This window comes from Bhargavaea cecembensis DSE10 (assembly GCF_000348905.1).
In the GTDB taxonomy this organism is placed as follows: Bacteria; Bacillota; Bacilli; order Bacillales_A; family Planococcaceae; genus Bhargavaea; species Bhargavaea cecembensis.
This window is the reverse complement of the sequence record NZ_AOFT01000009.1, coordinates 48,983-68,961: the sequence shown is the minus strand read 5'-3', so window position 1 is coordinate 68,961 and position 19,979 is coordinate 48,983. Positions and strand designations below refer to the sequence as shown.

Here is a 19,979-nt window from a genome sequence, read left to right as displayed (position 1 = left end):
AGAATCAACAGCCTCCAAGTAAATCAGCAGACCCATTCATCGGCAGGACACCGGAACTGCAGGTTCAAGAATGTTGTTATATTTGGGAGGGATGGGATGCTTGAATTAAATCCGGAAGACTTTGGACTAAAGCCGGCGCTCGCAACCATTCACTGTGAGCCGGATTGGAGATGGAAGAAAAGAGACCATCCCATGCCGAATTATGACCTGTTTTATGTATGGAGCGGTGAAGGGACCGTGGTGTTGAACAAACAAACTTATCAAGTGGGAAAGGGACATTGCTTCCTGTTCCGTCCGGGCGATGATACGGAAGCCATTCATAATCCCCAGAACCCTTTTGTGCTGACTTATATTCACTTTGATCTGGCCAATGAACCACGGCTGATCCCTGGTCCCCACCGGGTATTGTCTGACCCGATCAGCTTTGAATCCTTGTTGAGCCGGTATGTCCGACTGTTTTTGGTGGAGACGTACGGCGCGGAAACCGAAGGAAAGCTGATTCTGAAGCAGCTCATGATTCATCTGCTTAGGGAAGAACATGGGGAATCCCGGGAAAAAGAGGATATGAATAGCAGGCGCCTGGCGGAAACGATCCGAGAAATTGCGAATTATATCCAGCAGCACCCGGGTGAGCCTCATACAGTAGAGAGCCTGGCTGAACGGGCGCATCTTTCAGAACGGTACTTTTCACAAAAGTTCAAGCAGATCATTGGGCATACCGTAAAGTCCTATGTTGTCCACTGCAGGATCAAACGGGCAGAACACCTTCTTCACTTTACCGGACTGAGCGTGACGGAAGCCGCCCATGCGCTCGGTTATCGTGATCTTCATTATTTCAGCCGGCAATTCAAGCAATATACCGGAAAAAACCCGTCAGAAATTAGATGAAATATGCAGCATTCAAATGGGCTTCAATGGTGAGGGAAGGACTCTCCGTTGCAGTCTTTTTTTATTCAAGCTAGATTTTAAGTTCCGATTTACAGATTATAGAAACCAAAATCGACATATATATCAGGTCTGATTTTATATAAAGCGAATGATTCAGATGCAAACAACTGAATTATTCGTTTGTTTTATTGTTCAAAAAGTGCAAATATTTATCCAAAACTTCTAAATACTTTTTCTTTAGAAGCTAATAACATAAAGGTAACTCGAAAAATGATTCGTAAAGGAGGATATTTATGCATCATTCTTGGATGGCGGGAAGCGAAGGGATGTATGATCCTCGTTTTGAACACGACTCCTGTGGCATCGCAGTCATTGCACATCTGAAGGGAAAGCCGTCACATTCGATCGTCGCGCAGGCTTTGACAGCACTGGAGCGGCTGGACCACCGGGGAGGTAGCAGCGCTGACAACCAGCTGGGTGATGGTGCAGGAATCCTCACCCAGATCCCACACAGGCTGTTCCGTACAGAGTGGGAGAATGCCGGGGCCCCTGTATTGAAAAAAGGAATGTATGGGGTCGGCATGTTCTTCCTTCCAAAAACGGAGGACCAGCGGGAACTCTGTGAAACGATTATCCATAAGGCCATTGCAGATGCCAATCTGGAATTGGCGGCCTGGCGGGAAGTCCCCAGGACCAGGGTAAACCTGCATCAGCTGGCAGTCGATTCCGAACCCGATATCCGCCAGGTATTCGTGAAATCACCTTATGACCTGCCTGGTGATATCCGGTTTGAAAGGGATCTCTACAAGGTCAGGAAGAAAATTGAGAACGCAATGAAAGACGCTCATATCGAGCCGCATTATGTGGTCAGCTTTTCTTCAAGAACACTGATTTACAAAGGTTTGCTGCTCCCAAGCCAGTTGAGGGACTACTTTGCAGACCTGAAAAATGAAACGTATGAATCGGCGATGGCCATGGTGCACAACCGCTTCAGCACCAATACATTTCCAAGCTGGGACCGGGCACAGCCATACAGGTACGCCATGCACAATGGAGAGATCAATACGATCAACGGCAATGTGAACTGGATGGAATCCAGGGAAGCAGAGTTCAGGGATTTACTGGGAGAGGAAGCTGCGGAACTGTTACCGATCATTGACCGCGACGGCAGTGACTCTGCCATGTTTGACAACGCTCTGGAATTTCTCGTCTTATCGGGCTGGTCCCTTCCCAAAGCGATGCTCATGCTGATGCCTGAAGCCTGGGAGAAAAACTGCCGGATGGATGACCGGCTAAAAGCCTTTTATCAGTATCACAGCCTGTTCATGGAGCCATGGGATGGGCCGGCGGCCATGGCTTTTACCGATGGCAATGTGGTCGGTGCCCGTCTGGACCGGAACGGTCTTCGGCCTGCCCGTCTGATCGTCTCGGAGGATAGCGTGGTCTGCCTTTCATCGGAAGTAGGTGTGGTGGATTTCCCGGATGACCGGGTCCTCTGTAAAAAACGGCTGATGCCCGGACAGATGGTACTGGTGGATATGGAGAGCGGGGCACTCTATGAAGACGGCGAAATCAAAGAAATGATTGCATCGGAGAACGACTATAAAAAGTTGGCAGATAATCTCCTAGTTCCATTGGGAGACCTGGAAGATGTGACCGCCCTGAGAACTGTCAGATCCGAGAGTGAGGTTCTTCTCAAACAGGCTGTTTTCGGATATACCGACGAAGAATGGGAAAAGGTTCTGAAGCCAATGTTCAGAACAGGCTCCGAGCCTGTCGCATCGATGGGCTACGATGCCCCCCTGGCAGTGTTGTCTGATGCGCCGCAGCTTCTGTTCAACTACTTTAAGCAGAGATTTGCGCAGGTGACCAATCCTCCGATCGATGCGATCAGGGAAGAACGGGTCACGTCAATGGAAGTATTGCTGGGCAGCAGCGGAAACCTGCTTTGTCCGGAAGAATTGGACCGAAAGAACATTCTCCTGGAAACCCCAATCCTATCACCGGCCGGGTTTAGGAAAATCAGTGCCTTAAAGACCCCGGACTGGTCATCAGCTGATTACTCCATGGCTTTTCCGCTTTCGGAAAGGATGGAGGATGCACTTGAAGGGTTGCTTAAAGGGGTGGAGCTTGCAGTTGCTCGGGGAGACAATCTCATCATTCTCACTGACCGGGATGCCGGAGAAGGCTTTGCGGCCATTCCATCATTGCTGGCCGTATCCGCTGTTCATCATCATCTGATCAGGAAGGGGTTGCGCAACAAAACCAGCCTGATTGTTGACTCCGGTGAACCGCGGGAAGTCCACCATTTTGCAGCGCTTCTTGGCTACGGAGCCAATGCGATTTGTCCATACCTGGTTTTCGAGTCGCTTCCAACAGCGGAAGAAGCGATCTCGGAAGAACTCGCTATAACCAATTATGTGAAATCAATCACAAAGGGCATCCTGAAAGTCATGTCCAAGATGGGAATCTCAACGGTGCGCAGCTATATGGGAGCACAAATCTTTGAGGCGATCGGAATAAGCGATGCTGTGATCAGCTGCTACTTTCCGAATACACCATCAAAACTTGGCGGACTGACAATCGATGACCTTGAAAGGGAAGTCCGGCACAGGCACGCACAAACACTGGAGAAGAACGCTCCGCACCTTGAAAGCGGATCTGATTTCCAATGGCGCGCAGGCGGAGAAACTCATCTGTTCCAGCCGAAAACGATCCATCTGCTTCAGCAGGCCGTCCGCAGCGGAAAATATGAGGTTTATCGGGAATACAGCCGGTTGCTTGCTGAGGAACTGAGCATGAAGACGACGCTCCGCGGCCTGATGGACATCAAACCGTCCGGAGCCCCGGTACCGATTGAAGAAGTGGAACCGGTTGAATCGATTTTCAAGAGGTTCAAGACCGGAGCCATGTCATACGGTTCGATCAGCAAGGAGGCCCATGAAGCGATTGCCGTCGCGATGAACCGGATCGGTGGCAGGAGCAACAGCGGCGAAGGGGGAGAAGATCCTGAGAGGTTTGTTCCATTGGCAAATGGCGACTCCAAATGCAGCAAGATGAAGCAGGTTGCCTCCGGGCGGTTCGGGGTGACCAGCCACTATCTCGTGAACAGCGAAGAAATCCAGATCAAAATGGCACAGGGGGCGAAGCCCGGTGAGGGCGGCCAGCTTGCCGGACACAAAGTGACGATTGAAGTGGCAAAGACGAGAGGGGCCACTCCGGGAATCGAACTGATATCGCCTCCTCCCCATCACGATATTTACTCGATCGAAGACTTGGCGCAGCTGATCCACGATCTGAAAAACGCCAATCCAAAAGCGAGGATCAGTGTGAAGCTCGTCTCCGGCACCGGAGTCGGGACGATTGCGGCAGGTGTGGCAAAGGCGAAAGCCGACGTGATTATGATCAGCGGTTTTGACGGCGGGACCGGTGCCGCCGCCCGTTCAAGCATCAAGCATGCGGGCATGCCATGGGAAATCGGACTCTCCGAAACTCATCAGACACTCAAATTGAACGGCCTGAGGGAAAAAGTCACCCTTGAAACGGACGGAAAGATGATGAGCGGCCGGGATGTGGTCATTGCGGCGCTTCTGGGGGCGGAAGAATACGGGTTTTCCACAATGCCGCTCGTTTCACTCGGTTGTGTCATGATGCGGGTCTGCCATCTGGATACCTGTCCGGTCGGCATTGCGACCCAAAACCCGCAGCTCCGGAAAAACATGCTCGGAACTGCAGATGATATTGTCCGGCTGATGCACTTTTTTGCCGAGGAAGTCAGGGAGTACATGGCCCTGCTCGGGTTCAGGACAATGGAAGAGATGATCGGAAGAACCGATCTTCTCACACAGGCGGGAACCGGACACTGGAAAGCAAAAAAACTGGATCTGTCCCCGATCTTCCACTATCAGCCGGATGTGCGCCAACTGAAGGTAGAACAGGATCATCGCATTGATCAAACCTTGGACAGCACGGAACTGCTTCCGGTTATCCATCAGCATATGGAGGAAGGAAAGCCAATCCGTGTTGAGCGGACGATCCGGAACATCAACCGTTCGGTGGGAACGTGTGCCGGAAGTGAACTGACCCGGAAAACCGGAGGAAAAGGGCTTGGTGACGACACCATGCAGCTGCATTTCAGGGGTTCCGCCGGCCAGAGTTTCGGTGCATTTGTGCCGAAGGGAATGACCCTCACCCTGGAAGGCGAAGCCAATGATTACGTCGGAAAAGGGCTTTCGGGAGGCAAGATTGCCATTTATCCTCCAACCGCTTCAAAATTCCAGGCTGAACAGAACGTCATTATCGGGAATGCCGCTTTTTATGGCGCTACTTCCGGCGAAGCCTATATTCGTGGAATTGCAGGCGAGCGGTTCTGTGTCAGGAACAGCGGGGCTCATGTCGTTGTGGAGGGAACCGGTAATCATGGCTGTGAATACATGACCGGCGGAACTGCCATCATTCTTGGGGAAGTCGGAGATAACTTTGCAGCCGGCATGTCGGGCGGAATTGCTTATATCCTGACGGAGGACAGCGAGGATTTCGGCAACCGTTGCAACCATGAACTGGTGACGCTCGAACAGCTCCGGGATGGAGAAGAGATCAAGTTCCTGAAACGGCAGATTGGAAGGCATGCACGATATACGGACAGTCCGGTTGCCAAGTCGATCCTGGATGACTGGAACCGGTATATCCCGCAGTTTGTAAGGGTGATACCGACCGAGTATAAACGGATTCTTGAAAGTCCCCGGCAAAGTGAAGAACTTCAATATAGTCTGAACTAACACACAGGAGGTGAGGCCGTTGGGAAGCGTTACAGGTTTCATGGATCACCGGAGGAACGCAGGGAACTATCGCGACACCGATGAACGGATCAAAGACTGGAGAGAGATTTCCGTATTGCCGCCTGACCGGGTATTGCGTGAACAGGCATCCAGGTGCATGGATTGCGCGGTGCCGTTTTGCCAGAACGGAAGTGAATTGGCTGGAATGACGACAGGCTGTCCGATTTATAACCTGATTCCCGAATGGAATGACCTGGTTTACCGGGGACGGTGGAAAGAGGCTTACGAGCGGCTCAGCCGCACCAACCCGTTTCCGGAGTTTACCGGCCGCGCATGTCCGGCACCGTGTGAAGGGGGCTGTGTGGCATCGCTTGCCAATGAGCCGGTCACGATCAAGAACATCGAGCGTGCCATCATCGATAAAGCGTTTGAAGAAGGATGGGTACAGCCGAAAATCCCGTCGGAGCGCTCAGAAAAGAAAGTGGCGGTGATCGGTTCTGGACCTGCGGGTCTTACATGCGCCACTGTCCTCAATCAGCACGGGCATCAGGTGACCGTTTATGAACGGGCGGACCGTGTTGGAGGCCTGCTCACATACGGGATACCGAAAACGAAAATCGAGCAGGAGGTGGTGGATCGCAGGATCAGGCTGATGGAGCAGGAAGGCATCCGGTTTGTAACGAACGTCGAAGTCGGGAACCAGGTACCGCTTGAGCAATTGCAGGAGGATTACGATGCCGTTGTCCTATGTATCGGTGCGACCAGGCCGCGAAACTTCGAAATCCCGGGAAGAGAAGCCGCCGGTATCCATTACGCAATGGACTATCTGCATCTGAATACGAAAAGCTACCTGGATTCCGGCTTTCAGGATCAGGCATACATCTCCGCGGAGAACAAAGACGTCATTGTGATCGGCGGCGGGGATACCGCGACGGATTGTGTGACAACGGCAGTCCGACAAAACTGCAGAAGTCTTGTCCAATTCGATATCTATCCGGCACGACCGAAGGCTCGCTCAGCCGAAAACCCATGGCCGCAATTCCCGGTTATCCATCAGGTCGATACCGGACAGCAAGACGCCATCGCCAAGTTCGGGCATGACCCCAGAGAGTTTGCCACGACTGCTCTTGAATTCACTTACGATGACCGCCACCGGGTCTCCGGGGTGAAAAGTGCGGAGATCAAAACGACCATCGTCAAAGGCGGCGAGAAAATCAGGGAAGTGATACCGGGCACCGAAAAAGTTTGGCCGTCCCAGCTGGTGCTGCTTGCAATCGGATTCGAAGGAGCCGAGACGGAAAGCCTGGGAATAGCTACCGATCAGCGGTCCAACGTCGAAGTGATGGGCACCACCTATCAGACTCAGAGAAAAGGCGTCTTTGCAGCCGGAGATGCCCGGAAAGGAGCCAGCCTGATTGTCTGGGCCATCCAGGAGGGGAAGGAAGCTGCAGATGAATGCCACAACTACATCACAGGAAAAACATCATGAACCGGACGGGGGAAAAAGAATGGTGAGTGCGGACTTTATCCGGAACCGGTTTGCCGAGCGCATTGGAGGTTCCCGCTTTGGAATGGACAATGAAGTTTATAAGTTCGAGAAGATCAAGCGGGCCAAACGGGAAGCGCTGCAGAGAAATCCGGACAAAGCATTGATTGATCTTGGTGTCGGTGAGCCGGACGCCATGGCGGATGACGCTGTGCTCAGGGAACTGATGATCGAAAGCAGAAAGCCGGAAAACCGGTTTTATGCCGACAATGGGATTCCGGAATTCAGGCAGGCTGCAGCTGCCTACATGCAGGATGTGTTTGGAGTGGCCGGTCTCAATCCGGACACGGAGATCAATCATGTGATCGGTACAAAATCTGCACTGGCCATGCTGCCTCAGGTGCTGATCAATCCCGGCGATGTGTCGATCATCACGACTCCCGGCTATCCGATTCTCGGAACCCATACCCGGTACCTCGGAGGGGAAGTCGTTGAACTTCCGCTCCTTGAAGAAAACGGCTTTCTTCCGGATCTTCATTCTCTGTCAGATGAGACATTGGAGAAAGCGAAGCTGCTGTACCTGAACTATCCGAATAACCCGACAGGAGCTGTTGCTGACAGCGCATTTTTTGAAGAGGTTGTCCGCTTTGCTAAAGAGCATGAACTGATCGTCGTCCATGATGCCGCTTATGCAGCATTGGTATTCGACGGCAGCAAACCGCTCAGCTTTTTGTCGGTCCCGGGAGCAAAAGACGTCGGAGTGGAACTCCACTCGCTTTCCAAGTCGTTCAATATGACCGGATGGCGGATCGGCTTTATCGCGGGGAATGCCAGATTGGTATCCGCCTTCGTTGCAGTGAAGGACAACAGCGATTCGGGCCAATTCATCCCGATCCAGAAAGCGGCTGCCTATGCGCTGGCCCACCCGGAAATCACGGAAAAAACAGCCGCAAAGTATGCGGCGAGGCACGAAAAACTGTCTTCCATCCTCCGGGAAAGCGGATTGGATGCGGTGAAGCCTAAGGGATCGTTCTTCCTTTATGTCAAAGCGCCTGCCGGAGTGGAAAACGGTCCGACGTTCCAGAATGCAGAAGCGTTCAGCCACTATCTGATCCAGGATCACTCCATTTCCACCGTGCCATGGGACGATGCGCGATCTTACGTGCGCTTTTCGGTGACATTCGAAGCAGAAGGGCCGGAAGAAGAGCAAATGATCCTGAATGAAATCAGAAGCAGGCTCCAGACATGCAAGTTCTTCTTTTAAGGAGGTGAGAAGTTGAAGTTCACGAAGATGCATGGTCTCGGAAACAATTATGTAATTTTCAACCAACTGGATGATCCGGGCAATGTCCTGGAAGAAGACCGGTATCCGGCACTGTCCAGGAAAGTCTCACAGATCAATTTCGGAATCGGTTCTGACGGAATCATCCTGATCGGCTCCTCGGAAAAAGCGGACTTCAAAATGAGGATCTTCAACGAAGATGGTTCGGAAGCGAAAAACTGCGGCAATGGGCTGCGTTGCGTGGCAAAGTACGTTTACGATCACGGATACGCCGGCCGGCGGAATTTCACGATAGAGACTCTGGGCGGGATTGTCAGCGCAGAAGTTGAAGAAGGCCGGACAGTTGACGACCATGTCAGCTTTGTAACAGTGGACATGGGGAAGCCGGGACTGCAGAAGGGGGCGATCCCGATGCAGGGCGATCCGGAAGCCCGGACAATCGATGAACTGCACACTTTTGGCGAACAACTACTGCGCATCACCTGTATTTCAATGGGAAATCCGCATGCGATTATTTTCACCGGGGATGTGCAGGCAGTCGAAGTTGAACGTCTGGGCCCGCTCATCGAATATTCCAGCCTGTTCCCGGAACGGGTGAATGTCGGATGGGTGCAGGTCAAAGGTCCACGGGAAATCGAGTGCCGGGTCTGGGAAAGGGGATCCGGCATCACGATGGCATGCGGCACTGGTGCCTGCGCGGCAGTCGTCGCTGCTACATTGAATGGTTTTTCGGATCCGCATCAGCCCATCACCGTTCATTTGCCCGGGGGTGACCTGGAGATTACGTGGGACGTAGATGGGCATGTGCGGAAAAGAGGAGAAGCCGCTTATATCTGCTCAGGGGAACTCATTGCCTGAACGAAATTGAAAAAGAAAAGGAGCTGGGGGAAATGGATAAACAGCGAGTGATGGATTTGGTGAAGGAAGAGAATGTGCGGTTTATCCGCCTGCAGTTCACGGACCTGTTTGGGACGATCAAAAATGTAGAAATCCCGGTCAGCCAGCTCCCGAAAGCACTGGATAACAAAATGATGTTCGACGGCTCCTCGATTGAAGGATTTGTACGGATCGAAGAATCCGATATGTATCTGTGCCCGGACCTGGACACGTTTGTCATCTTCCCGTGGACGTCCGAAAAAGGGAAAGTAGCCCGTCTGATCTGTGATATCGCCCATCCGGACGGTACACCATTTGAAGGCGATCCGCGTTCCAATCTGAAGCGGGTGCTGAAAGAGATGGAAGAACTGGGCTTCACCCACTTCAATCTCGGTCCTGAGCCGGAGTTCTTCCTGTTCAAGCTGGACGTAAACGGAAATCCGACGCTTGAACTCAATGACAGCGGGGGCTATTTCGACCTGGCACCGACAGATCTGGGGGAAAACTGCCGTCGCGATATCGTACTGGAACTCGAAGAAATGGGCTTCGAGGTGGAGGCTTCGCACCATGAAGTTGCCCCCGGTCAGCATGAGATCGACTTCAAGTATCAGTCCGCACTGAAAGCCTGCGATGATATACAGACATTCAAACTGGTCGTCAAAACGATTGCCAGAAAGCACGGCCTCCTGGCGACCTTCATGCCAAAACCATTGTTCGGCATCAACGGCTCCGGCATGCACTGTAACCTGAGTTTGTTCAAAGGGGAAGAAAATGCGTTCTATGACCCGGACGGCGTGATGGAAATGAGCGATACAGCCCGACACTTTTTGGCGGGAATCCTCAAACATGCACCAAGCTTCACGGCCATCACGAATCCGACAGTGAATTCCTATAAGCGGCTTGTTCCCGGCTACGAGGCGCCTTGCTATGTCGCATGGTCCGGAAGAAACCGGAGCCCGCTCATCCGGATTCCGGCATCGCGGGGGTTAAGCACCCGTGTCGAAGTCAGAAGCGTAGATCCGTCCGCAAATCCGTATCTGGCGATGGCCGTACTTCTTTCTGCCGGACTGGACGGAGTCAAGAACGAATTACAGGCTCCCGAACCGATCGACCAGAACATCTATGACATGTCCAGAAAGGAGAGAAATGACAACGGAATCATCGATCTCCCGTCCACACTGGCCCACGCCCTGGAACTGCTGAAGGAGGATGAAGTCATCATCAAGGGCCTGGGTAGCCACTTGTTTGAACACTTTGTGGAGTCCAAGGAAATTGAATGGGATATGTTCCGCACCCAGATCCACCCTTGGGAGCGGGAACAGTATCTGACTCAATATTGAGCCGCGGCAGCCTGTGAAAACACCTTAGAAAGAGTGAGCAAAAATGTGTGGAATTACCGGTTGGGCAGATTGGCAGCGGGATCTCAGACAGCAAGTGCCGGTGATACAGTCAATGGCCGCCACCCTTTCAAGACGCGGGCCGGATGCACTGAACATATGGTGTTCAAAGCATATGGCCCTTGGCCACACACGTCTGACAGTCGTCGACCCTTCGGGCGGGTCGCAGCCGATGACCAAAGAATCACAGGGACGCACTTACCGGATTGTCTACAACGGTGAGCTTTACAATACGGAAGAGCTCAGAAAAGAACTGATCAGCAAGGGCTATCCGTTCCATTCCCGGTCCGATACCGAAGTGCTGCTGACTGCTTATATCGAATGGGGAGAGCAGTGCCTGGAGCGGCTAAACGGAATTTTCGCCTTCGGAATATGGGACGAAACGCTGGATCGTATATTTCTGGCGAGAGACCGGCTGGGCGTTAAGCCGTTATTCTACCGGGCCGGTGCCGACTCTCTGATGTTTGCTTCCGAAATCAAAGCCATTCTGAAGCATCCGCAAATCAAAGCGCAAGTGGACCGTGACGGATTAAGGGAAGTGTTCGGATTGGGTCCGTCACGCAGTCCGGGAAATGGAATTTTCCGCGGAATCGATGAACTCCCGCCTGCGCATGCCCTGACCTTTGACAGACAGGGTATCCGGAAATGGCGATACTGGAATGTGGAAAGCAAGAACCATGACCATGATCTCGCAGAAACGCTGGAAAGAGTTTCGTTCCTCGTAAAAGATGCCATTAAGCGTCAGCTCATCGCAGATGTTCCGGTGTGTACATTTCTGTCAGGGGGATTGGACTCCAGTATTATCTCAGCCGTGGCAGCCGAACAGTTCCGAAAAGAAGGAAGAGGCAGGCTGAACTCATATTCGATTGACTATGAACAGAATCTTCACTATTTCAAATCAAGTGTTTTTCAGCCGGATCAGGATGCGCCGTGGATCGAAAAGGTGTCGGACTTTATCGGCACAGACCATCATTCAAAGGTGATTGATCAACAGACACTGGTCAACGGTCTGGATCGGGCGGTACTGGTCCGGGATCTTCCCGGGATGGCTGATGTGGATGCATCGCTCCTGTGGTTTTGTGAACAGATCCGGCAGGACCATGTCGTTGCTCTTTCGGGGGAATGCGCAGATGAGATATTCGGGGGGTACCCTTGGTTCCACAGGTCTGACCTCCTACAGGATAGCCGGTTTCCGTGGATGACATCGCAGGAAGAAAGAGAAGGGTTGCTGCGGGGAGATTGGCGGAAAAAGTTATCACTGAAGGAATATATTGAGGACCGCTATGATCGGACAATCGCTGAGGTGCCCGTATTGGATGGAGAGGATTCGACAGAAGCCTGGCGGAGAGAGATGTTTTACCTGAACATGGCCTGGTTCATGCCTACGTTGCTGGAGCGGAAAGACCGGATGAGCATGGGGGCGGGGCTGGAAGTCCGTGTTCCGTTTGCCGATCACCGGATCGTCGAATATGCCTGGAATATTCCATGGGATATGAAAATACTCGATGGCCGTGAAAAGGGACTTCTGAGAAAAGCGATGGAAGGGATCCTTCCAACAGACATCCTCTACCGGAAAAAGAGTCCGTATCCGAAAACCCATCATCCTGTATACATGAGGCTTGTAAAAGAAAAACTGCAGGATCTTCTCGGGAAGCCTTCGCCGCTATGGGAAATCATTTCAAAAAAGAAGGTTGATGAAATTCTCGCCTCCGACGGTGCTTCCTTCAGGGCTCCCTGGTTTGGCCAGCTGATGACTGCGCCGCAGCTGATTGCCCACCTTTCTCAGATCCACACATGGTTTGATCAATACGGCATTGACATTGTAGACAGCTGAACGATGGGGGGATGACCCCCATCGCAATATAAATTGAATACGGGAGGAATGGACATGGCGGACTTGTTTTATCTGAACAGTGTCTGGATCATGCTGGGTGCCATTTTGGTGATCTTCATGCAGGGAGGGTTCATCCTGCTTGAAGCAGGCTCCACCCGTATGAAAAATGCGGGACACATCGCCGGCAAAACGATCTTTTCATTCGGAATCGCTGCACTCGTTTTTTGGGCAGTAGGATATGGATTTATCTTCGGGGAAAACGGTAATTTCTTTATCGGGATGAGTGATTTCTTTTACCCGGGGGAGGAAATCGCGGGGAGTCCGTATTCAACCGTTGCGTTCTTTGTCTTCCAGCTGGCGTTTGCCGGCATTGCATTGACCATCGCATTTGGAGGATTTGCGGAACGGGCAAAGCTGTCTGTCTACCTCGTCTTTGCAGTCCTGTTCTCCGTGCTGGTCTATCCGGTCATCGCCCACTGGATCTGGGGCGGGGGCTGGCTTGCGGAACACGGCAAACAGGACTTTGCCGGATCGACGGTTGTTCACCTGACAGGCGCAATGGCAGCCCTGGCGGCCACCATTCTCCTGAAACCGCGGATCGGAAAATACAATAGTGATGGCACGGCCAACAATCTCAGCGGGCACAACCAGGTGTACACAGCTTTGGGAGTTCTGATTCTTTTTATCGGCTGGTTCGGATTCAATGCGGGGAGCACCTTGGGGGTCGAAGACGGTTTCTTCGCATTCGTCGCCCTGAATACCGCGATGGCTGCGGCAGCCGGTGCGGTCAGTGCATTGCTGATTTCATGGGTGGCTCTGGGGAAATCAGATATCCCGACGATGCTGAATGGTACACTTGCCGGCCTGGTTGCCATTACGGCATCCTGTGCATTTGTTGAAACATGGGCATCCGTCATCATCGGGGCTGTTGCAGGAATTATGGTTTTCTACAGTGTCCGTTTCTTTGAAAAACGGAGAATTGATGACCCGATTTTCGCTCTTTCCGTCCATGGAATCGCCGGGATATGGGGAACCTTGTCGACGGGTATCTTCGCCACATCCGAGCTTGCTGTTGTCGGCCGGGCAGGCGTTCTGTACGGAGGCGGTCTGGAACAGCTGGGAGTGCAGGCGATGGGCATTACGGTATCCGCGGGTTACGCATTCGCAGTATCCTTCCTCTTGCTGCTAGGCATGAAAGCCGTCATGAGGGGCCTCCGTGTCACAGAAGAACAGGAACTGGCCGGTCTTGATATCAGTGAACATGGAAGCTACGGTTATCCCGAAGCATTCAACTCGGATGATACGACCTCTGTCCTTCCGCGACAGCTGCTGAATGCCCAGCTTCTGAAAGAGTCATGATCTAACGAAAAAGACCACAACCCGCCGGACCTTCCGGTGGGTTGCATACTGAACATGAACATAGGGGGAAATCGATGAAGCAGGGATACTTGATTCTTGAAACGGGAGAAGTGTTTGAAGGCGTTTTGTCCGGGGAGATTTCAGTAGAAACAGGGGGGGAAGTCGTATTTAACACCAGCATGAGCGGTTATCAGGAAATCATTACGGATCCCTCATATGCCGGGCAAATCATTGTCTTCACTTATCCGCTGATCGGAAATTATGGAGTCAGCGTCGAAGATGATGAAAGTGCGGCACTTCATCTGAGGGGCATAGTAACGGGCGAGCTATCGCCGGACAGGCATCATCACCGCGCGACAGGATCAGTGCAGGGAAGAATGGATGAAAATGGACTGCCATATCTGACAGGGGTCGATACCCGAAGGCTGGTCAGAATCATACGGAAAAAAGGAACGGTCCGGGGGATCATCTCTGAACGGAAAGACGCCGCGGTTCAGGCCGGTGAGGATGGCGCTATGTATGATCGGGTGACTACGAAAAAGGTGATCACCTACGGGAATAGAGGACCGCATGTGGTACTTCTGGATTTTGGCTATAAAAAGTCCATACTGGATTATCTTCTTGAACAACGGTGCAAAGTAACCGTTGTTCCATACCATCATTCGATACAAAACATTCGAAGTCTGAATCCTGATGGGGTCGTCATCAGCAACGGACCGGGGAATCCGGAACATGCAGCCGATCAACTGGAGAAGATCCGGGAACTCACAGATACGTATCCGACCCTCGGAATCTGTCTAGGCCATCAGCTGATTGCAATGGCCTACGGCGCGAAAACAACAAAGCTACTCTTCGGCCATCGCGGGGGGAATCATCCTGTAAAGGATCTGAAAACAGGTAAAGCCTACATCACCTCACAGAATCACGGGTACGTCGTGCAAGAAGAGACGATCGACAATGATTTGTTTGAAGTGTCGTTCCGAAATCTGAACGACGGCAGCGTGGAAGGCCTGCAGCATAGGCAAAAACCGGTTCAGTCCATCCAATTCCATCCGGAAGGGCATCCCGGTCCTCTGGATACGGTGTTTATATTTGAACAATTTGTCGGCCGGCTCAAGGAAAGACAGCTGTCGGAACATCAATAAGATGACAAAGATCAGGCATTCTGCGTTCACGCAGGGATGCCTGATCTTTCGTTTTGAAGAGGGAACGGCGTGACTGCATTTTTCTGATTGGTGATTTCGCGTTGCTCAAGGGTCAAATGTCTGATGATGCCTCTGTTGAATTCGCAGACGTATCCAAGCGGGTTATCAGAAAATTGAAGAGATTCTTTAATTATCTAATTACCAATAACAGCTGGATACGTATCTTGCTGTTTTATTGCCACGAATATTAACAATAACTGCGTGATTTGGTTGGTAGTCATTAACATTTCTTTGGGGTAAAGTGGAACCAAAGGAGATGAGCGGGATGATCGGCACTAATATTCGTGTGTTGAGGAAGCGGAACAAGCAGAGCCAGGAATTTTTGGCGGAGCGGCTGGGGGTATCCAGGCAGACAATTGCTAAATGGGAGTCGGGGGAGTCGCTTCCGGACCTGTACAGATGCCGGGTGCTTGCGGATCATTTTCAGGTTTCGCTTGAGCAACTGTCGGGAGATCTGACCGAAGCGGAAGCGAACCGGATGGCGCCTCGAGGGAAGCACTTTTTTGGTGTGGCCAAGGTTGGTCAAGACGGACAGGTCAATGTTCCTAAAAAGGCGCTGGAGAGGTTCGGAATCCGTGAAGGGGACCAGTTGGTGGTTTTAGGTGACGACAGCTCCATGGGAATTGCTCTGCTGAAGCGTGATACATTGCTCGACTTTGCGGAAATGATCCGGAATGCCGAACCGGAAGGAGGGGAATGAGATGAGCAGAATCGTTTTCTTCTCATTGCCGGCACACGGCCATACGAATCCGACCCTGCCGGTAGTAAGGGAGCTTACGGAGAGGGGACATGAGGTCTGGTATTACTCATTCAGGGAGTTCCGGGAGAAAATTATAGCAGCCGGTGCCAGGTACATCGAGTGTGATCAATATCTCCCCCAGGCGACAAATGAAGAAATTAGCAAAAAAGCAGGCAAAGACTTTTCTGCACTGATTGAAATGACGATGGAGACAACGCTCGCCATGCAGGAGAAAGTGCTTAAGGAACTCTCAACCATCAGGCCCGACTGCATCGTATCAGATTCGATGAGTGTATGGGGAAAGCTGTATGCCCAAAAGCTGGACATTCCTTTTATCAGCTCGACGACCACATTCGCGTTTAATCAGCATACGGCCAAGCTGATGAAGCCGGGATTCAAGGAAGCACTTAAAATGATCACCGGGATGGGGCGGATTCGCAGGAAAATCAACGAACTGCAGCAAGCCGGTTATGAAGTGGACAGCTTTACATCTCTAATCGGGAATGACAATGAGACGGAGACGATCGTGTTCACTACAAGGGAATTCCAGCCGCTTGCCGAGACATTTTCCGGCCGGTTCGCGTTTGTTGGCCCGTCAATGCCGAGCATTGGCCCAAAAACAGCGAAGAAAGACAAAACCGGAATTTTGGTGTATGTCTCGCTTGGAACAGTGCTGAACAACGCCCATTTCCATAAGAATTGCATCAGTGCTTTGGCAGGCAGTGGATTCGAAGTGGTCATGTCGGTCGGAGAGAAAACCGACATCGGGCAATTTGGAAAGCTTCCGGACAATTTTACTATAAAGAAAACAGTCGATCAGATAGCGGTTCTTGGACAGGCAGACCTCTTCATTACTCACAGCGGGATGAACAGTGTCAGTGAAAGTCTGTACCAGGGAGTCCCGATGGTCCTGTATCCGATGCACAGTGAACAGAAATTGGCCGCACAGCGCGTTGCCGATCTGGGAGCAGGGATCATCCTTAAAAACGACCGGCCGCAGACGATCAGGGAGGCTGTCCGGCAGGTCTTGGAGGAACCACAGTATCGAAGAAATACCGCCACGCTTTCCGGGCAGTTCAGGAATGCAGGCGGTGCCGCAGCGGCAGCTGATGCAATATTGTCGAGAATCAAACGGGAGGAGCCATGAAAAATCGGCTTTGTCGTCTGACAAAGCCGATTTTTCATGATGCAATGCCTAACCTTGGACTCCTTCCGTATAAAACTGAAACGTTACACCGAATTTATCTTTAATGACACCGAAGGCAGGGCTAAAACCTGTGTCCGATATTGGCATTTCAACCTGTCCGCCATCCTGCAGCGCTTCAAATACCTGATGGGCTTTGTCAGCATCGTCAAACGTAATACAAATGATCACCTTGTTTCCCTCTTGAGCCGGCTGGCCCGGGAATGTATCTGATAACATGATCATTGACCCGCCGACCCTGATCGCGCCATGTGCAACCAGATCTTTTGCGTCTTCAGGGAAAGGAGACTCCGGAGAAGCAGGCATATCACCAAACGTAAGGACTCCCAGGTTTTCTGCACCGAATACCTTTTCATAGAATCTGATGGCTTCTCTGGCGGTTCCATTCAGCTGTAAATAAGGGATAAAATTCATATTGTCCAGCTCCCCTTGTGTGATAGCAACGGATTTCATTATTCCTCAGATCCAGCATATCGAGTTAATATTCTGATAAAATGGCTGTTCAAGCTTGAACGAGTATCCTTACTATCATCATGGAGCACGTCCACTATGGAAGGAGAAGATTTATCTATGAAACTAGTCGGTGTTTCCGGCGCGCTTGCCGGTGAAAAAACATCCGCTGCTGTAGGCAGCGTTCTGGCCGCTGCCCGACAATTGGATTCCCGTATCGAAACGGAATTGATTGATCTGAGGGGAATATGAAATTGAGTTCGCCGCCGGTCTTCCGCTGGCAGCTTATAATGAAGACACCTGGAATGCCGTTAAAAAAATCCAGTCCGCTGATTTTCTTGTTTTCGGGACCCCCATCTATCAGGCATCCCTTACAGGGGCCTTGAAAAATATATTCGATCATATGCCGGAACATGCATTCAGAAATAAGGTGACCGGAATGGTGGCAACCGGACAGACGGAAAAACATTTCCTCGTACTCGAATATCATCTCGGTTCCATCCTTTCCTATCTGAAAGGACTGATTCCCACAGACAACGTCTTTATCCTGAATGAGGCTTTTGATATCGAGACGGATGAACTGATGGATCAACGGATTCTGGAGAGAATTCGGAAACTGGCCGAAGAGATGATCCAATTGCAGTACGGTATCATGAACAGGGGCTAATCCTCCCCATGTAACTGATACTCCTAATCTAAGGGAGGGATTGGATTGGAAATAGATCGGTACCTGCAACGCTTGAATTGGAGTGGCCCGATCCAAGTGAATATGGACACGCTCCTTCAACTTCAGGAACATCATATGCTTCATATCCCATTTGAAAATCTGGATGTGATACAAAAAGTCTGGATTCCGCTTGATGCGGAAACTTATTTCAGGAAAGTGGTGTTGAAGCATCGGGGCGGTTTTTGCTATGAGCTGAACGGATTATTTAACTGGCTGCTCCGGAGTTTAGGCTTCAATAGCCGTTTGGCATCCGCTACAGTCAAACGGCCGGATGGCGGCTGGACTCTGACGGGAAGTCATGCCTGCCTGATCGTTGAAATGGAGCAGCCTTACCTTGTCGATGTCGGCTTCGGTGATTCAGTCAGGGTCCCGCTCCCGTTATCAGGGGAGGAGAGGGAAGATGTCAGCGGAACTTACCGGATGGCAAATTCAGGGGATGGTAAATTCGAACTTCAACAATATATGAAGCAAGAAGGCTGGAAAACGCGCTATCGCCTCGATACGGCCCTCAGAACACTCAATGATTTTGAGGAGGTCTGCCAGTTCAACCAGTCTTCCCCCCGTTCCCCGTTTACAAGACGGCCACTTGTCTCGTTGGCGACAAAAGACGGCAGGATGACACTGTCGGGGAACACCTTTACCACAACACGAAGTGGTGAAAAGCAAAAAACGGTGATCGACGACAAGAATATGGCATGCGTACTGAAACAGTATTTTGGAATTGAACTGGACCTGAATCATTAATCGAAACCATCTATTGGGGCAGGGGATAGAAATTGAAGACAGTTAAGGTTTATCAATATGATGCTTTCAGCACTGAGCCAGGCAAGGGGAACCCCGCTGGAGTTGTGTTGAATAGTAAGGGTCTCTCAGATTCAGATATGCAGGAGATCACTGCAAAAGCAGGATACAATGAGACAGCGTTTTTACTGGATTCGGATCTGGCTGACTTGAAGATCCGTTATTTTACACCAGGTTATGAAACGGATCTTTGCGGCCATGCGACCATGGCGATGGTCTATGCACTTGCCGGCAGAGGCAAGCTGGACGGCAATGAGCTGCTGACGATTGAGACGAAGGCAGGCATTCTGCCTATAAAAGTGACCAGGAACCAAGACGATGAGTGGTCTATTGCGATGAAACAGGCAGTTCCGAAGTTCATTGAATACGAAGGATCAAAAAGAGAGCTGATGCATTCGATCGGACTAAAGGAATCCGATCTTCATCCGACTTTCCCGATCCTATATGGAAGTACAGGAAGCTGGACACTTCTCGTTCCGGTCAAACATCTTTCGGCATTTCAGGAAATGAAGCCGGATAATCAGCGGTTCCCTGATGTCCTGCAGGAATTGCCGCGAGCCTCCATTCATCCGTTCTGCCTGGAAACACACGATCCGGCTGCAGACATGCATGGCCGGCATTTCAGCTCGCCTTATGCCGGAACAGTGGAAGATGCCGTCACAGGCACAGCCTCAGCAGTTATGGGAGCTTACTACGCCAAGTTCATCCAAACGGGATTCACCGGCCGTTTGGATCTAGTGGTAGAACAGGGACAGGAAATCGGAAAAGACGGACGTGTTGCTGTACAAGTATCGAAACATAAAGAGAACCTTGATGTTCAGATCACCGGAAAAGCAGTGTATGTGAAAGAGTTAAGTATCTTATTCTAGGCTGCCTAATAAGCGAAAACCATAAGAAACGGCACGGACGTTGCGAGATACCTGCGAGAAAAGCCGGGCTGTCGAGATCCGCTT

The 19,979-nt window shown here is 51.3% G+C and carries 16 protein-coding genes; 15 read left to right on the top strand and 1 reads right to left on the bottom strand.

Going from position 1 to position 19,979, the window contains the following annotated elements:
* Positions 1-96 precede the first annotated feature (96 nt).
* From C772_RS09790 to C772_RS09740, 11 genes are all read left to right on the top strand, one after another.
* A complete protein-coding gene (locus C772_RS09790; protein WP_008299621.1) occupies positions 97-888 on the top strand; it encodes a helix-turn-helix domain-containing protein in 792 nt (263 codons plus the stop codon).
* Positions 889-1,181: 293 nt separating this feature from the next.
* Positions 1,182-5,666 carry a glutamate synthase large subunit gene (gene gltB / locus C772_RS09785; RefSeq protein ID WP_008299619.1) on the top strand — a complete coding sequence of 1,495 codons (4,485 nt, stop codon included), beginning with the start codon at positions 1,182-1,184 and terminating at the stop codon, positions 5,664-5,666.
* A 19-nt stretch (positions 5,667-5,685) separates the two neighbouring features.
* Positions 5,686-7,155, top strand: a complete 1,470-nt coding sequence (locus C772_RS09780; RefSeq protein WP_008299618.1) for a glutamate synthase subunit beta — start codon at positions 5,686-5,688, stop codon at positions 7,153-7,155.
* A 19-nt stretch (positions 7,156-7,174) separates the two neighbouring features.
* Positions 7,175-8,416, top strand: coding sequence for an LL-diaminopimelate aminotransferase (locus C772_RS09775; protein WP_008299617.1), 1,242 nt, complete (start codon positions 7,175-7,177; stop codon positions 8,414-8,416).
* A gap of 12 nt (positions 8,417-8,428) precedes the next feature.
* Complete coding sequence (gene dapF, locus C772_RS09770; RefSeq protein WP_008299616.1) at positions 8,429-9,292, top strand: diaminopimelate epimerase; 864 nt, start codon at positions 8,429-8,431, stop codon at positions 9,290-9,292.
* A 32-nt stretch (positions 9,293-9,324) separates the two neighbouring features.
* Positions 9,325-10,650: a type I glutamate--ammonia ligase gene (gene glnA / locus C772_RS09765; protein WP_008299615.1), complete on the top strand. Its 1,326-nt coding sequence runs from the start codon at positions 9,325-9,327 to the stop codon at positions 10,648-10,650.
* A gap of 43 nt (positions 10,651-10,693) precedes the next feature.
* Entirely contained in the window at positions 10,694-12,541 is a 1,848-nt protein-coding gene (asnB, locus tag C772_RS09760; RefSeq protein ID WP_008299614.1) for an asparagine synthase (glutamine-hydrolyzing), read from the top strand.
* A gap of 54 nt (positions 12,542-12,595) precedes the next feature.
* Positions 12,596-13,900 (top strand): ammonium transporter, encoded by a 1,305-nt coding sequence (locus tag C772_RS09755; RefSeq protein WP_008299613.1) that lies wholly within the window; start codon positions 12,596-12,598, stop codon positions 13,898-13,900.
* 74 nt (positions 13,901-13,974) lie between these two features.
* Entirely contained in the window at positions 13,975-15,045 is a 1,071-nt protein-coding gene (locus C772_RS09750; protein ID WP_008299612.1) for a carbamoyl phosphate synthase small subunit, read from the top strand.
* A gap of 325 nt (positions 15,046-15,370) precedes the next feature.
* Positions 15,371-15,805, top strand: coding sequence for a helix-turn-helix domain-containing protein (locus C772_RS09745; RefSeq protein WP_008299611.1), 435 nt, complete (start codon positions 15,371-15,373; stop codon positions 15,803-15,805).
* Position 15,806: 1 nt separating this feature from the next.
* Positions 15,807-16,991 carry a macrolide family glycosyltransferase gene (locus tag C772_RS09740; RefSeq protein ID WP_008299610.1) on the top strand — a complete coding sequence of 395 codons (1,185 nt, stop codon included), beginning with the start codon at positions 15,807-15,809 and terminating at the stop codon, positions 16,989-16,991.
* A gap of 48 nt (positions 16,992-17,039) precedes the next feature.
* Here C772_RS09740 and C772_RS09735 read toward each other — a convergent pair whose 3' ends face one another.
* The gene (locus C772_RS09735; RefSeq protein ID WP_008299608.1) at positions 17,040-17,462 is read right to left on the bottom strand and encodes a VOC family protein; all 423 of its coding nucleotides are present in this window, start codon (positions 17,460-17,462) and stop codon (positions 17,040-17,042) included.
* Positions 17,463-17,597: 135 nt separating this feature from the next.
* On the opposite strand from C772_RS09735, the gene C772_RS16965 reads away from it, so the two are divergent.
* From C772_RS16965 to C772_RS09720, 4 genes are read left to right on the top strand one after another with little or no spacing between them, the layout of a single operon-like run.
* Complete coding sequence (locus C772_RS16965) at positions 17,598-17,750, top strand: hypothetical protein (RefSeq protein WP_008299606.1); 153 nt, start codon at positions 17,598-17,600, stop codon at positions 17,748-17,750.
* A gap of 1 nt (position 17,751) precedes the next feature.
* Entirely contained in the window at positions 17,752-18,165 is a 414-nt protein-coding gene (locus C772_RS09730) for an NADPH-dependent FMN reductase (protein ID WP_326977098.1), read from the top strand.
* 45 nt (positions 18,166-18,210) lie between these two features.
* A complete protein-coding gene (locus tag C772_RS09725; protein WP_008299603.1) occupies positions 18,211-18,969 on the top strand; it encodes an arylamine N-acetyltransferase family protein in 759 nt (252 codons plus the stop codon).
* 32 nt (positions 18,970-19,001) lie between these two features.
* Positions 19,002-19,895: a PhzF family phenazine biosynthesis protein gene (locus C772_RS09720; protein WP_035002014.1), complete on the top strand. Its 894-nt coding sequence runs from the start codon at positions 19,002-19,004 to the stop codon at positions 19,893-19,895.
* Positions 19,896-19,979: the final 84 nt, after the last annotated feature.

What these genes read in the sequence shown, in the direction of transcription:
- C772_RS09745 (WP_008299611.1), top strand. Translation starts at nt 15,371, where the DNA reads ATGATCGGCACTAATATTCGTGTGTTGAGGAAGCGGAACAAGCAGAGC.
- glnA (WP_008299615.1), top strand. Translation starts at nt 9,325, where the DNA reads ATGGATAAACAGCGAGTGATGGATTTGGTGAAGGAAGAGAATGTGCGG.
- C772_RS09755 (WP_008299613.1), top strand. Translation starts at nt 12,596, where the DNA reads ATGGCGGACTTGTTTTATCTGAACAGTGTCTGGATCATGCTGGGTGCC.
- C772_RS09750 (WP_008299612.1), top strand. Translation starts at nt 13,975, where the DNA reads ATGAAGCAGGGATACTTGATTCTTGAAACGGGAGAAGTGTTTGAAGGC.
- C772_RS09735 (WP_008299608.1), bottom strand. Translation starts at nt 17,462, where the DNA reads ATGAATTTTATCCCTTATTTACAGCTGAATGGAACCGCCAGAGAAGCC.
- C772_RS09740 (WP_008299610.1), top strand. Translation starts at nt 15,807, where the DNA reads ATGAGCAGAATCGTTTTCTTCTCATTGCCGGCACACGGCCATACGAAT.
- gltB (WP_008299619.1), top strand. Translation starts at nt 1,182, where the DNA reads ATGCATCATTCTTGGATGGCGGGAAGCGAAGGGATGTATGATCCTCGT.
- C772_RS09790 (WP_008299621.1), top strand. Translation starts at nt 97, where the DNA reads ATGCTTGAATTAAATCCGGAAGACTTTGGACTAAAGCCGGCGCTCGCA.
- C772_RS09775 (WP_008299617.1), top strand. Translation starts at nt 7,175, where the DNA reads ATGGTGAGTGCGGACTTTATCCGGAACCGGTTTGCCGAGCGCATTGGA.
- C772_RS16965 (WP_008299606.1), top strand. Translation starts at nt 17,598, where the DNA reads ATGGAAGGAGAAGATTTATCTATGAAACTAGTCGGTGTTTCCGGCGCG.
- asnB (WP_008299614.1), top strand. Translation starts at nt 10,694, where the DNA reads ATGTGTGGAATTACCGGTTGGGCAGATTGGCAGCGGGATCTCAGACAG.